Raw genomic sequence first — 13181 nt, 5'->3', positions numbered from 1 at the left:
CGGCCGTCGGCCGCCCCGGACGTGTCACGGGACCAGTCTCAGGGGCAGGGAGGAGATGCCCCAGGTGAAGTTGGACGCGTTGTACCTCGGCTCGCCGAGCAGTTCCATCCGGTCGACGAGGGCGGTCAGTCCGGTGAGGAACGCGTTCAGCTCCATCCGGGCCAGCCGCGCGCCCAGGCACAGGTGGCGGCCCGCGCCGAAGCTGATGTGCCGGTTGGGCGAGCGGGTCACGTCGAAGCGGTCGGCGCGCGGGAACACGGCCTCGTCGCGGTTGGCCGACACGTTCCACAGCGTCACCCGGTCGCCGACGCCGATCCTGACACCGCCGACCGTGGTGGGCCGCAACGCCGTACGCATCGCGTGCACCCCGGGCACGGTCCACCGCAGGACCTCCTCGACGGCCGCCGGGACCGCGGCGGGTCCCCCCGCGCGCAGCGCCGTCCACTGGTCGGGGTTCTCGATCAGCGCGAGCACGCCGCCCGCCGACGAGTAGCGCGTGGTCTCGTTCGCGCCCGCCAGCACCCCGTTGCAGTTGAACACGATCTCCTCGTCGGTGAGCGGCCGCTCCTCCCCCGGCACGTCCGTCGCCCTGCGGTCGTGCGCGACGCGGCTGACGAAGTCGGTCCCCGGGTTCTTCCGGCGGGCGGCCAGCAGTTCGGTGAAGTACAGGAAGATCTCGCCGTGCGCCGCCTGGCGGGTTTCCTCGTCGGCGCCCTCGAACGCCTCCGTGGTGATGTCCCCGACCCATTCCCAGTCGGCGCGCGGGATGTCCATCAGCGAACACACCACATGGTTCGGGATCTTCTTGGCCGCGTCGAGGAAGTCGAGCTCGCCCGCCTCGACCGCCTCGGTCAGCACGTCATGCACCACACGCCGCACCAGATGCCCCACCCTCTCCAGCTCCGCCTGGGCGAACATCTTCCCCAGGACGCGCTTGAGGTGGGTGTGGTCGGGAGGGTCCGAGACGATCAGCATGCGCTGCGCGACCGCCGACACCGCCTCGGCGTCGCTGTCGAGCCGCATGCCGTACCGCGAACTGAAGTTCTCCTGGTCGCCGTACACGCCGACGATGTCCTCGTAGCGGCTGACGACCCAGAACCCGGGCCCGTCGGGCTCGGCGTGACGGTGCACCGGATCGTTCGCCCGGAGCCACGCCAGAACCGGCCAGAATTCGCCCCGTTCGAAGAGCGAGGGGTCCAGCAGGTCGACCTTCACATCAGCCTCCGCTCGTCCGCCGCAGCCGCCGTACCCCGGCCACGCCGTGCGCGGCCAGTTCCCGCAACGCGGGTACGACGAGTCCGGCCCGTTCCGCCGTGAAGTAGTGACCGCCGGGGAACTGGCGGCGGCGGAAGTCCGCCGCCGTCCGGTGCCGCCAGCCGGCCAGGTGATCCGCGGTGACGGTCCCGTCCCCCTCGCCGCCCCATGCCTCGACCGACGCGTGGACGCGCGGGGCTCCGGCGTCGGTGTAGGTCATCGAGAGACGGGCGTCCTCGCGCAGCACCTCCAGCATCAGCTCCCGGCTGTCCTCGTCGAGTTCGTCGTCCCCCAGGCCCCGTACGTCGAGCAGCCGCACCAGTTCCTCGTCGTCGTCCACCAGGCCCCGGCCCGCGCCGACCCACATCTGCGGCGGCCGGCAGGCGGCGACGACCAGGGTGGCGGGCCAGCGTCCGTGGACCTCGCCCAGCCTGCGGGTGATCTCGTAGCCGAGGAGTCCGCCGAAGCTGTGGCCGAACACCATGAGCGGGCGGGCCACCGGGACCAGGGCGGTCAGTTCGTCCACCACCGCGGTGACGACCTCGTCGACCGAGACGGCCGGTGGTTCGGCCCACCGGCGTTCCCTGCCCGGCAGTTGCACGCCCATCACCGACACCCCGGGACCGAGCGCGGACTGCCAGGGCCGGAACTGACCGCATCCGGCCCCGGCCGGTGCCAGGCAGAGCAGTGCCGTCCGGCCCCGTTCCGGGGGCTGCCAGGGGACCACCCAGGTGCCACCCATCAGTCGTCACCCGCCGTCCGCGCGGCCTGTCCGGCCAGTCGGTCCACTTCCCGTGCCAGGTCCGCCGCCGTGGGGTTGGCGAGCAGATGCCGCACGGTGAGGCGGATCCCGGTGGCCCGGCGCAGTGCGGCGACCGCGCGGGCGGCCAGCAGCGAGTGACCGCCCATCTCGAAGAAGTCGGCCTCGGCGTCGGTCACGGGCCGGGGCAGCAGGGTGCTCCAGACCTCGCATATCTGGTGTTCCCTCGGGGTCCGCGGCGACCGTCCGGCCGGCACCGCCGCGGACCCGGCCGTCTCGGCCAGCGCGGCCCGGTCCACCTTCCCCGACGGCGAGGTGGGCAGCATGTCGACCAGGTCCACCAGGGCCGGGACCATGAAGTCCGGCAGCTGACGGGCGCAGCGCTCGCGCACCTCGGCGACGCACTTCTCGGCGGCGGCCCCCGCCGCGGCCACCACGGCCAGCCCGAGCACGTCCCCGTCGACGGTGACGAAGGCCGCGGCCGCCGCCACCCCCGGGCAGCCCTCGGCCGCCTCCTCGACCTCGCGCAGCTCGATCCGGAAGCCGCGGACCTTCACCTGTTCGTCGCCGCGGCCCAGGTAGTCCAGGCGTCCGCCGGGCCCGATCCGGACGAGGTCCCCGGTGCGGTACATCCGGGAACCGGGCGCGGCGAACGGGTCGGGCACGAACCGCTCGGCCGTCAGCCCGGGCCGGTTGCGGTAGCCGCGGGCGACGGCGGGTCCGCCCACGCACAGCTCACCGGCCGTGCCGTCCGGGACGGGGCGCCGGTCCTCGTCCAGGACGTACACCGCGTACCCGGACAGGGCCGCGCCGATGGTCAGCACGTCGTCGCCGCGTGCGCTGTCGGCCCAGGTGGCCGCGATGGTGGCCTCGGTGGGTCCGTACACGTTGAGGAGCCGGTGCCGGTCACCGAGCCGTTCGGCGAGAGCGCGCGGGAACGGCTCACCGGCGACCACCAGCACCTCGGCCGTGCCGATGTCGTCGGCGCAGGCCGTCAGGAGCGAGGGGGTGAGGCAGACCGTGCGCGGGGCCGCCGCGGCGACGCGTGCCGCCAGGTCGGGGCCCGCGTCGTCCTCCGCCTCCAGGTCGATGATCCCGACGCCCTGCCCGTGCAGGAGATAGAGCAGAGTGCACCAGAGCCAGCCGTCGAAGGCGGGCGACACCGCGTTGATCCCCATGCCGCCCGGGGGAAGACGCAGTTCCCCCAGGGCGGACAGGAAGGTGCCGAGACCGCGGTAGGTCACCTCGACGCCCTTGGGCCAGCCGGTGGTGCCCGAGGTGTAGACGACGTAGGCGCATTCCTCGGGGTGCGGGGCGGCCGGGCGGTCCGGGTACCCGCCCGCCGCCCGGGCGGCCGGGCCGTCGGGCGGGATCCGGCGCGCCCGGCTCGGGGCGGCCCCGGCCGGCAACCGGTCCCCGAGCAGCAGGCGCGTCCCCGAGTCGCGCAGCACGAAGCTGAGCCGCTCGGCGGGGTGCCGTTCGTCGAGCGGCACGGCGGTCGCCCCCAGCAGCCACACCGCGAGCAGGCCGGGTACGGAGAGCCGGGACCTGCCCACGCACAGTCCGACGGGGACGCCCGGCCCGACGCCCTCCGCGGCCAGCGCCCCGGCCAGGGCCCGGGTCCGTTCGGTCAGCTCCGCGAAGGTGAGGGTGCCGTCCGGGGCCGAGACGGCGCACGCCCCGGGCGTCCGCGCGGCCCAGCGTTCGACGGCCTCGAAGAGGGCCCCCGTCCCCGTCCTCTCCATGCCTTCGTGCGGTGTGCGTACCGTGCCGGTCATCGGTTCTCCTCGGCCTGACGGGCGGCGTGCGCCGGGTCGTGTCCTGCGGGGTCCCAGGTGGAGAACCGCCTGAGCCCGTACAGCAGCGGGGTGTCCACGGCCCGCGTCACCTGCTGGACGTGGCCGAGGACCATCGCGTGGTCGCCCATCTCCCGGTCCTCGGCCACTCGGCAGTCCGCCAGCGCGAACGCGTCCTCGGTCAGCCAGGGCAGTCCGGTGCCGGAGCGCTTCCACAGCACCCGCTCGAACCGGTCGGCGACCGGGGAGGAGAAGAGTTCCGCGGTGCGCCGTGCCCGGTGGTGCAGCAGGTTGACCGCGAACGCGCCCCGGCTCCGTACCGCTTCGAGCGTGGCGCTGCCGACGCGCAGGCAGACGAGCAGGGTGGGCGGCCGCAGCGTCACGCTGGTCATCGACGTACAGGTCATCCCGCACGGCCGGCCGGCCGCGTCGAGGGAGGTGATGACGGTGACCCCGGTCGGGAAGGAACACATCAGGTCCCGGTACTCCTCCCGCGACGCCCCCCGCACGGATCCCGGTCGCAGTCCGGCGGCCCCGGACGTGTCCACCCCGGTCATGGCTTGCCGTGGAGCCGTCGGAGGTAGTCGTAGTTGGACGGCAGTTTCTCGGCCATCTCCCTCTGCTGCCGTTTCACCGCCTCGAACAGGGGACCCGCGGCTTCGATCGAGTCCGGCTTGTAGGAGAGCGCGGGCAGGGGACGGTCGGGCACGAGGCCCATCCCGGCGAAGACGCAGTAGTAGCTGCCGTTCGTCCAGAAGTTGCGGAACTCGGCCTCGAAATTGCCGTAGTAGTTGCTCTCGTCGGTGATCGGCGGATTGACCGGCAGACCGGACCGGTAGGCGGCGACCTTCGCCTGGATGCCCTCGGCGAGCCGGAGTTCCTTGTTGGCCTGCCAGAACGGTGTGTCCGTGCGGGGCGAGAAGTAGAAGTGGGCCTGGATGAAGTCCCGGGTGTCGTCGAACATCTCCTCGATCTCGCGGTTGAACGCGTCGATGAGGACCGGGTCGAAGCGGCGGTCCGGGAAGTGCTTGGCGAGCTGGTGGATGGCGGCGTACGTGAAGTAGATGCCGGTCGACTCCAGCGGTTCCAGGAAGCACGACGCGAGGCCGATGCTCACGCAGTTCTTGACCCAGGAGCGCCGGTTGCGTCCGACCCTGAACCTGATCTGGTTGAACGCGGTCTTCTCCGGGTCGAGGCCCCACAGCCGGCTGAACTCGGCGGTGGCGTCGTCGCGGCTGATGAAGTCGCTGGAGAACACGTAGCCCGTACCGAACCGGCCGAGCATCGGGATCCGCCAGGTCCAGCCCGACGACATGGCGATCGCGGAGGTGTACGGCTCGACGCCGTGGGCCGCGTCGTCGTGCGGGATGGCGGTGGCCACCGCGCTGTCGCACAGCAGGTGGTCCTTCATGTCGAGGAACGGCTCGTCCATCGTCTGGTTGATGAGCAGGCCGCGGAAGCCCGAGCAGTCGACGAAGAGGTCGGCCTCCAGCAGCCGCCCGCCCGCGGTGCGCAGCGCGGTGATGAATCCGCGTTCGTCGCGCAGCACCTCCGTCATCTCGTCCTCGACGTGCTCGGTGCCCTGCTTGTCGACGGCGAAGCGGCGGAGGAAGTCGGCGACGAGCCGTGCGTCGAAGTGCCAGGCGTAGTTGGTCGCCGGCCGACCGTCGTCCCAGCGCGGGGCGCGGTTGGCGTCCATCATCGCCGGTTCCTTGAAGCAGGCGTAGTCGAAGGGCTCGTCGGTCTCGCCGGCGAGGTACTTGGCGGCCCAGTAGTGGGACAGCGGGATGTGGTCGGCCGAGGGGAGCAGACCGAAGGGGTGGAAGAACTGGTCGGTGCGGTCGCCGAGCGGCTTGGGGCGCGGTGCGCTCTCGCCGGGGCTGCGCCAGTTGATGAACTTGACGGCCGTCTTGAAGCTGGCGTTGCACTCCCTCATCCAGTCGTCCTCGGCGATGCCGAGGTAACTGAAGAACGCGCGGTGGAGGTTGGGCACGGTGGCCTCGCCCACCCCGATCCGCGGGATCGTCGGTGCCTCCAGCACGGTGATCTTCACCGTGCGCTGCAACGCCTTCCCCAGGTACGCCGCGGCCATCCAGCCCGCGGTGCCGCCTCCGAGGATGACGACCTTCCTGATGCGGTGATCCACGCTGCTTCCTCCGATCGATGCACGGGCGTTCATGACGCGTCACGCAGCCGGGGGCCCGTGGGCACCACGGGTCCGGCCGAGTCCACTGAATCCACTGGGGCCGAGGGAAGTTGGAGCGACTTGATCTCGCAGAAGCCGTCCAGTCCCTCTTCGCCGCACTCCCGTCCGACCCCCGACTGCCGGTAGCCGCCGAACGGGGCGCGGACGTTGAACGGGCCGCCGTTGATGTCCACCTGTCCGGTCCGCAGCCGGCGGGCGACCCGCTGCGCGTGCGCGGTGTTTGCCGACCACACCGCGCCGTGCAGCCCGTACGGGGTGCCGTCGGCGATCCGTACGGCCTCGTCCTCCCCGTCGTAGGGCATGACCGACAGCACGGGGCCGAAGACCTCCTCCTGGGCGACGGCCATCGAGGGGTCGACGCCGCCGAGGACGGTCGGGCTCACGTAGTAGCCGCGGTTCAGCCCCTCGGGGCGGCCGGGGCCGCCCGTGGCGAGCCGCGCGCCCTCCTCGACCGCGCGCACGACGGCCGCGCGCACACGGGCCAGCGCGGCAGCGGAGACCAGTGGGCCGAGGTCGGTGGCGGGGTCGCGCGGATCGCCGACCCGGTACTCCCGCGCGCACCGGGCGGCGAACTCGACCACCTCGTCGTGGCGGTCGGCGGGCACCAGGAGTCTGCTCCACTGCAAGCACGCCTGGCCGGTGTTGAAGCACATCTGGTCGACGCACGCCCGCACCGCCGACTCCAGCCCGGCGTCGTCCAGGTCGTCCAGGAGGATCGCGGCGTTCTTGCCGCCGAGTTCCAGATGGATCCGCTTCACGCGCTCGGCGCCGATCGCGGCCACCGCGCGGCCCGCCCGCGTCGACCCGGTCAGCGACACGAGGTCGACGTCCGGGGTGCGCGCCAGTTCCGCGCCGACCACCGGGCCCTCGCCGACGACGAGGTTGAACACGCCGGGCGGCAGATCGCACTCGGCGATCACCTCGGTCAGCAGGTAGGCATGCAGCGGGGTGAGCTCGCTCGGTTTGTGCACGACCGTGCAGCCGGCCATGAGCGCGGGGACGACCTTCTGGAGGGTGAGCAGCAGCGGCACGTTCCATGGGGTGATGGTCGCGACCACTCCCGCGGGTTCGCGCAGGACCAGCGAGTTGCCCACCCGTCGCTCGAAGGCGAAGTCCCGGGTGATGTCCAGGTACGAGGCCGCCAGGGCGACGGCGAGGCCGACCTGGGTGCGGCGTGCCATGGCCACCGGCGCGCCGACCTCGGCGGTGAGGACGTCGGCGAGCTCGTCGGCACGGGCGGACAGCCCGGCGACCAGCCGTTCGAGGAAGCCGAGGCGTTCGGACACCGGGGTGGCGGACCACCGGGGCAGGGCCTGCCGGGCGGCGGCCGCCGCGGCTTCCGCGTCGGCGGCCGTGCCGGCCGGGACCGACCCCAGCGGCCGTTCGGTGCTGGGGTCGACGACGTCGATCGCGCCGTCGCCGAGGGGCCGCGCCCAGTGGCCGCCGATCCAGAACGCCTCGCGGGTACGCGTGGGCGCGTCCCTGGTCATGGCTATGACTTCCCCGTGGTCGCCGGGAGCTCGGCGAGTCCGCGGAACTGCGGGGTGTCCGCCTTCCAGCGGTGCGGCCGGGAGGTGTCGGCCCGCAGGTCCGGTATGCGGGCGGACAGTTCGGCGTAGGCGGCGGCGGTCACCTGCTGGGCGAGTCCGGCGCCCAGACACCGGTGGATGCCGACGCCGAATCCGACGTGCCCGGAGTCGCCGCGTGTGATGTCGATGCAGTCCGGGTCGGTCCACCGCTCGGGGTCGCGGTTGGCCGCGCCCCGGACCATGTAGATCAGCTCGCCCTCGCGGATCGTGGTGCCGGCCACCTCGGTGTCGCGTGTCGCCACGCGGTGGGTGAGCTGCACGGAGGCGTCGTAGCGGAGCACTTCCTCGACGGCGCTGAAGACGAGCGTGGGGTCGGACTTCAGCAGCTCCCACTGGTCGCGCTGGTCGAAGAGGCCGAGCAGACCGTTGCCGATGAGGTCCATCGTGGTCCCGAACGAGGCCAGCGGCAGCAGCAGGAGGTGCGCGAACATCTCCTGTTCGCTGAGCCGTTCCTCACCCTCCTCCGGTGTCTCCCCGGCGTACTCGACGACCCGGGTGGCGAGATCGTCCCGGGGGGTGCGCCGGCGGTCCTTGATGAGCTCGCCGAGGTACGGCACCATCTCGCCGAAGGCGTTCGCCACGGAACTGCCGGTGGGGGCGACATCGGCCGGGTCCGCGCCGAGGAAGACGCGTTGCATGTTGCGGATCTCGTACCACCAGTCGGTGAGCAGTGCCGCGTCCGATTCCGGCAGCCCGTACTGCGCGGCGAGCACGAGGCCGGGCAGCTTGTAGCTGAAATCGGCGACCAGGTCGAATTCCTGCTTCTCCAGCAGGTCGTCGACCAGACCCGCGACGATCTGCCGGATACCGGGGCCGCGCCTGCGTATGTCGCGCGCCCGGAATTCACGATTCATCAGTTTGCGCACCCGGGCATGGTCCGGGGAATCCCGGAACAGCATCCACTCGGGGGCGAACTGCATGAACCTCTGCATCTCGGCGGAGGCGTCGGGTCCGACACGGTCGGAGACCATGGCCCCGAGCCGTTGGGAAGAGAATGTGTCGGGGTCGAGATGTGCCGCGTGCACATCACTGTGCCGGGTCAGTACCCAGCCGTTCAGCCGGTCGTCCCAGTGCACCGGTTCGGTCTCCCGGAGCAGGGCGTACGTGGGGTACGGATCGACCAGGACATCGTGACTGAAGAGATTCACCGCGGTCGAACCGCTCGGGCTCGGCGCACTGCTGGGCATGGGCGACCACCTCGTCATTGATTTGCCTGAAGCCTGTCCCGAAATCCCCGGTGGCTCGGTGTGCCGGATCCCCGACGGAACGGTGCGCGGCGTCGGACCGACGCGTCGCGGGTGAAGGATTCCGTATACCGGATCGATTCGGGAGAACCGGCCGGGCGGCGAGGCTCCATGGCCGCCGTCGCACGCCCGCCGGGATAACGGGACAGTACTTGGATACGCTTCCTGACCGCCCCCAGCTTTGAAGTACCCAACCCGCCTTGTCAAGGCCCGAATTGAACTCGGGAGATCCTGGCGAGACATTGCCGGTGCGGTGCTAACGTTCCCCGTCGCACACCCGGCCAGTGACTTCGGCATTCGCGGAGAGCGGGTTGTCATGCAGACCGAACAAATGCAATTGGCAAGCACAGTCACAAGACGTGGTCAAGGCATCGGGGCAACTGCCTCGTCGGCAATCGGATTTGCCTTGGACTTCTACGACCTATACGCGGTGGTGTACGTAGCACCGGTGATAGCCGATCTTTTCTTTCCGTCCGATCAGGGGGTTCTGTCCCTGGCCGGCGCCTATGTCACGCTCGCCGCCACGCTGTTGATGCGGCCCGTGGGGGCCGTCCTGCTGGGCGGGCTCGCGGACCGCCACGGTCGCAAGCGCGCGATGGTGGTGGCGCTGCTCGGGGTGGGCACGGTGACGGTACTCCTCGGCGCGCTGCCGACCACCGAACGGATCGGTGTGCTCGCTCCGATCCTGCTGCTGTCGCTGCGGCTCGTTCAAGGGTTCTTCGTCGGCGGGGTGTTCGCGTCCACGCTCACGCTGGCCACCGAGAGCGTCCGGCCCCATTGGCGCGGTCTGGTCTCGGGCCTGGTGGGAGGCGGTGCGACGGCGATCGGGAGTGTGCTCGCGGCGCTGGCGTTCCTGGCCGCGACCCAGATCTTCCCGGGCGACTCCTTCGACTCGTGGGGCTGGCGCGCCATGTTCTTCGTCGGTGGGGTACCCGTCCTGCTCAGTCTGGTCGTGTCGCGGTACGTGCGCGAGTCGCCCTCGTGGGAGCGGACCGTCGCGCCGCGGAGCGAACGGCCGCTGCTCCGCCTGGTCGCACGGCCGCACCGCCGGGTGCTGGCCGTGAACGTCCTGGTGGTCTTCGGCATCGGCACCCACTTCCTGCTCACCCTGGGCTTCCTGCCCAGCTATCTGGAGCTCGTCAACGGCCTGAGCTCCCCCACCGTCGGCAAGCTGATGGTGGCCGTGACGACGGCGACGCTCGTCTTCGCCCCGCTGACCGGACACCTCAGCCAGCGGTTCGGGAGACGGTCCGTGCTGCTGACCGTGTCCGCGGTGAACGCGGTCGCACTGCCCTTCCTCTACTGGCACCTCGCCGATCTGCGCGGAACGCCCGACCTGCTGCCCATCGCGCTGGTCGCGGTACTGGTGTCGTGCGGCACCGTCGCCGCGTTCGGACCGCTCCCGATCTTCCTCAACGAGTCCTTCCCCACGGCGATCCGTGGCACCGGCGTCGCGCTGTCGACCAACGGGGGCTTCGCCCTCGCCGGTCTCGTGCCCGTGGCGGTCAACGGACTGAGCGACGGCGTGGACCAGCTCCCCCTGTACGCCGTGGCGGCACTGCTGCTCGGCAGCGTCGTCACGCTCGTCTGCCTGGGCCGGATCACCGAGCCGGGCCACAGCCTCGACCAGAACCCGACCGGAAGGAGCCCCGAGCGATGCTCGGAGTCCAGATAGCCCCCTGGGCCGGTGCCCGTGAGGTCCTGTCGGCGAGCGCCGTGCTCGCCAAGGCCTTCGACGTGGTGTGGGTGCCGGACCAGATGCTCGCCCGCAACGCCCACGTGCTGCTCGCGGCGATCGCCGCCACCGGTGACATCGGGGTGGCCAGCGGCATCACGTTCCCCGTGACCCGCAATCCGATCGACATGGCCTCGGCGATGGCCACTCTCGGCGAACTGACGCCGCCCGGCCGCCCCGTGCTGATGGGCGTCGGCGCCGGGGGCTCGCTGGTGTCCGGACTGTTCTCCAAGCGCGACGCCACCGAGCTGCTGCGGCAGTCGGTCGCCCTCGTCCGCCGTCTGTGGGCGGGCGAGGCGGTGCCGCTCGCCGATTTCCCGCTGCTGGCCGAGCGGTTGAACGCCAGGGAGGGCGCGACGGCCCGGCTCACGTATCCGGTCACCCGGGAGATACCCGTCCTGGTCGCGGTCGGCGGCCCCAGGACGCTGCGGCTCGCCCACGACGTCGCGGACGGGCTGCTGTGCACGAGCACCTATCCCCCGCTGTCGTACGCCGCCCTGCGGTCCGGCGCCGGGACACGCCCCGACGGGAACACCGCGCCGGCCGAGATCACGGCACTCGCCGCGCGGCGCGCCCGGGCGGGCCGGCCGCTGCGCCTGGTGTACGGCCTCAACTGCTGCGTGTCGGCGGACCGCGGGGCCGCGCGCGCCTTCGCCCGCCGCCAGGCCGCGCTCTCCGTCGGCAACCCCGCGCTGCGAACCGGGCTCCTGGGCGCCGGGCTCGACGTCGAGTCGGCCGACGCCGTGCGTGCCGCGTTCGAGGAGGGTGGGGGCGTCGAGGAGGCGGGCCGCAGGGTCTCGGACGACCTGATGGACGGTCTGCTCGTCTCCGGCACCCCCGACGACTGCGCGGAGCGCCTGGCGCGGCTCGTACCCGTCGCCCGCCGTGCCGGCTTCGAGGAGTTCTATCTCGGGGCGCCGCTCGGGCCGGACATCGAGGAGGCGTCCCGGCTGCTCGTCGGCTCCGTCGTTCCCACGCTGTGGCCCGAGCGCGCCTGACATCCGGTGTTCCGGTCCGTAACCGCACCTTTCCAGGAGGCAATTCATGTGTGGAATCACCGGCTGGGTCGCGTTCGACCGCGACCTCTCCCGGGAGCTGGAGACGCTCGACGCGATGACGGCGACCATGGCGTGCCGCGGTCCCGACGCCTCGGGGACGTGGACCGGTCTCCACGCGGCCCTCGGGCACCGGCGCCTGGCCGTGATCGACCTGCCCGGCGGGGTGCAGCCCATGACCGCCCGGCTGCCGGACGGGGATGTCACGCTCGTCTTCAGCGGTGAGGTCTACAACTTCACCGAGCTGCGGGACGAACTGGTCCGCGCGGGCGAACGGTTCACCACGGTCGGCGACACCGAGGTGGTACTGCGCGGATATCTGCGCTGGGGCGAGTCCGTGGCGCGGCGCCTCAACGGCATGTACGCGTTCGCCGTCTGGGACGAACGCAGCCGCAGGCTCGTGATGGTCCGCGACCGCATGGGCATCAAGCCGCTCTACGTCTGCCCGACGCCCGGGGGCGTGCTGTTCGGTTCGGAGCCGAAGTCGATCCTGGCCAATCCGCTGGCCGGCCGGGTGGTCGACGCGGACGGGCTGCGCGAATGGCTGGCGTTCGTCATGACCCCGCGGCACGCGATCTGGTCCGGCATCCGTCAGGTGGAGCCCGGCACGGTGGTCACCGTCGACGCCGACGGGATGCGCGAGCACACCTACTGGCGGCTGGAGACCCGGCCGCACACCGACGATCTGGACACCACGGTCGCCCGGGTGCGCGAACTGCTGGACGACACCGTGGGACGTCAGCTCGTGGCCGACGTGCCGCGCGGCGTCCTGCTCTCCGGCGGCCTGGACTCCAGCGCGCTCACCGCGCTCGCGGCGCTGCACCTGGGTGGCGAGCGCGTGCGCAGCTTCTCGGTCGACTTCACCGACCGCACCGAGAGCTTCCAGCCCGACGACCTGCGGGACACCCCCGACGCCCCGTTCGTGCGGCAGGTCGTCGAGCACGTGGGCACCACGCACACGGACATCGTGCTGGACCACCGGGCGCTGGCCGACCCGGAGGTGCGCCGGGCCGCCCTCGTCGCGCGCGACGTGCCGGTGGGGTTCGGCGAGATGGACTTCTCGCTGTACCTGCTGTTCAAGGCGATACGGGAACGGTCGACCGTGGCGCTGTCGGGGGAATCGGCGGACGAACTCTTCGGCGGGTACCGGCAGTTCCACGACCCCGAGGTGCGCCGGGCCCGGGAGTTCCCCTGGATCGCCATCAACGCGGGACCGCTCGACAAGGGCGGCACGGGCCTGCGCCGGGAACTCATGGACACGCTCGACCTCGACGGCTACCGGCGCGACCGGTACGCCGAGGCGGTCCGCGGTGTCGAACGGCTGGACACCGAGGACGACGACGAGTACCGCATGCGGGTGATGACCCATCTGCACCTCACCCGGTTCGTGCGCTTCCTGCTCGAACGCAAGGACCGGCTGAGCATGGCCGTCGGCCTGGAGGTCCGGGTGCCGTTCAGCGACCACCGGCTCGTCGAGTACGTCTACAACGCGCCGTGGTCGTTCAAGAACCACGACGGCCGGGAGAAGAGCCTGCTGCGCGC

The 13181-nt window shown here is 71.7% G+C and carries 10 protein-coding genes; 3 read left to right on the top strand and 7 right to left on the bottom strand.

Features of this window, described 5'->3' with window-relative positions:
- Positions 1 to 24: 24 nt before the first annotated feature.
- From AMK22_RS27555 to AMK22_RS27525, 7 genes are all read right to left on the bottom strand, one after another.
- Entirely contained in the window at positions 25 to 1215 is a 1191-nt protein-coding gene (locus AMK22_RS27555) for a cytochrome P450 (protein WP_073789369.1), read from the bottom strand.
- A 1-nt stretch (position 1216) separates the two neighbouring features.
- Entirely contained in the window at positions 1217 to 1996 is a 780-nt protein-coding gene (locus AMK22_RS27550; RefSeq protein WP_073789367.1) for a thioesterase II family protein, read from the bottom strand.
- Positions 1996 to 3792, bottom strand: coding sequence for a non-ribosomal peptide synthetase (locus AMK22_RS27545; protein ID WP_199883328.1), 1797 nt, complete (start codon positions 3790 to 3792; stop codon positions 1996 to 1998). Before AMK22_RS27545 ends, AMK22_RS27550 begins: the two co-directional genes overlap by 1 nt.
- Entirely contained in the window at positions 3789 to 4283 is a 495-nt protein-coding gene (locus AMK22_RS27540; protein WP_073789546.1) for a flavin reductase family protein, read from the bottom strand. The genes AMK22_RS27545 and AMK22_RS27540 overlap by 4 nt, the downstream gene beginning before the upstream one ends.
- Before the next feature lie 80 nt (positions 4284 to 4363).
- Entirely contained in the window at positions 4364 to 5989 is a 1626-nt protein-coding gene (locus tag AMK22_RS27535; protein WP_073789365.1) for a tryptophan halogenase family protein, read from the bottom strand.
- Complete coding sequence (locus AMK22_RS27530; protein ID WP_073789363.1) at positions 5986 to 7506, bottom strand: aldehyde dehydrogenase family protein; 1521 nt, start codon at positions 7504 to 7506, stop codon at positions 5986 to 5988. Before AMK22_RS27530 ends, AMK22_RS27535 begins: the two co-directional genes overlap by 4 nt.
- Positions 7507 to 7508: 2 nt before the next feature.
- Positions 7509 to 8792, bottom strand: a complete 1284-nt coding sequence (locus AMK22_RS27525) for a cytochrome P450 (RefSeq protein ID WP_073789361.1) — start codon at positions 8790 to 8792, stop codon at positions 7509 to 7511.
- 373 nt (positions 8793 to 9165) lie between these two features.
- Between AMK22_RS27525 and AMK22_RS27520 the strand changes: the two genes are divergently transcribed.
- The 3 genes from AMK22_RS27520 to asnB form a co-directional block, all read left to right on the top strand.
- A complete protein-coding gene (locus AMK22_RS27520; protein ID WP_073789359.1) occupies positions 9166 to 10524 on the top strand; it encodes an MFS transporter in 1359 nt (452 codons plus the stop codon).
- The gene (locus AMK22_RS27515; RefSeq protein WP_073789357.1) at positions 10506 to 11582 is read left to right on the top strand and encodes an LLM class flavin-dependent oxidoreductase; all 1077 of its coding nucleotides are present in this window, start codon (positions 10506 to 10508) and stop codon (positions 11580 to 11582) included. Before AMK22_RS27520 ends, AMK22_RS27515 begins: the two co-directional genes overlap by 19 nt.
- A gap of 46 nt (positions 11583 to 11628) precedes the next feature.
- The coding region (asnB, locus tag AMK22_RS27510; RefSeq protein WP_073789355.1) for an asparagine synthase (glutamine-hydrolyzing) at positions 11629 to 13181 on the top strand (1553 nt) is incomplete at its 3' end.

The sequence above is a fragment of the Streptomyces sp. CB01580 genome, assembly GCF_001905795.1.
Taxonomy (GTDB): Bacteria; Actinomycetota; Actinomycetes; order Streptomycetales; family Streptomycetaceae; genus Streptomyces.
The sequence above is the reverse complement of the archived record's forward strand: the minus strand, read 5'-3'. Positions and strand labels throughout refer to the sequence as shown.

Excerpts from the sequence above, each read along its gene's own strand:
- AMK22_RS27515 (WP_073789357.1), top strand. The coding sequence starts at position 10,506 with ATGCTCGGAGTCCAGATAGCCCCCTGGGCCGGTGCCCGTGAGGTCCTG.
- AMK22_RS27545 (WP_199883328.1), bottom strand. The coding sequence starts at position 3,792 with ATGACCGGCACGGTACGCACACCGCACGAAGGCATGGAGAGGACGGGG.
- AMK22_RS27535 (WP_073789365.1), bottom strand. The coding sequence starts at position 5,989 with ATGAACGCCCGTGCATCGATCGGAGGAAGCAGCGTGGATCACCGCATC.
- AMK22_RS27540 (WP_073789546.1), bottom strand. The coding sequence starts at position 4,283 with ATGTGTTCCTTCCCGACCGGGGTCACCGTCATCACCTCCCTCGACGCG.
- AMK22_RS27530 (WP_073789363.1), bottom strand. The coding sequence starts at position 7,506 with ATGACCAGGGACGCGCCCACGCGTACCCGCGAGGCGTTCTGGATCGGC.
- AMK22_RS27550 (WP_073789367.1), bottom strand. The coding sequence starts at position 1,996 with ATGGGTGGCACCTGGGTGGTCCCCTGGCAGCCCCCGGAACGGGGCCGG.
- AMK22_RS27520 (WP_073789359.1), top strand. The coding sequence starts at position 9,166 with ATGCAGACCGAACAAATGCAATTGGCAAGCACAGTCACAAGACGTGGT.
- AMK22_RS27525 (WP_073789361.1), bottom strand. The coding sequence starts at position 8,792 with ATGCCCAGCAGTGCGCCGAGCCCGAGCGGTTCGACCGCGGTGAATCTC.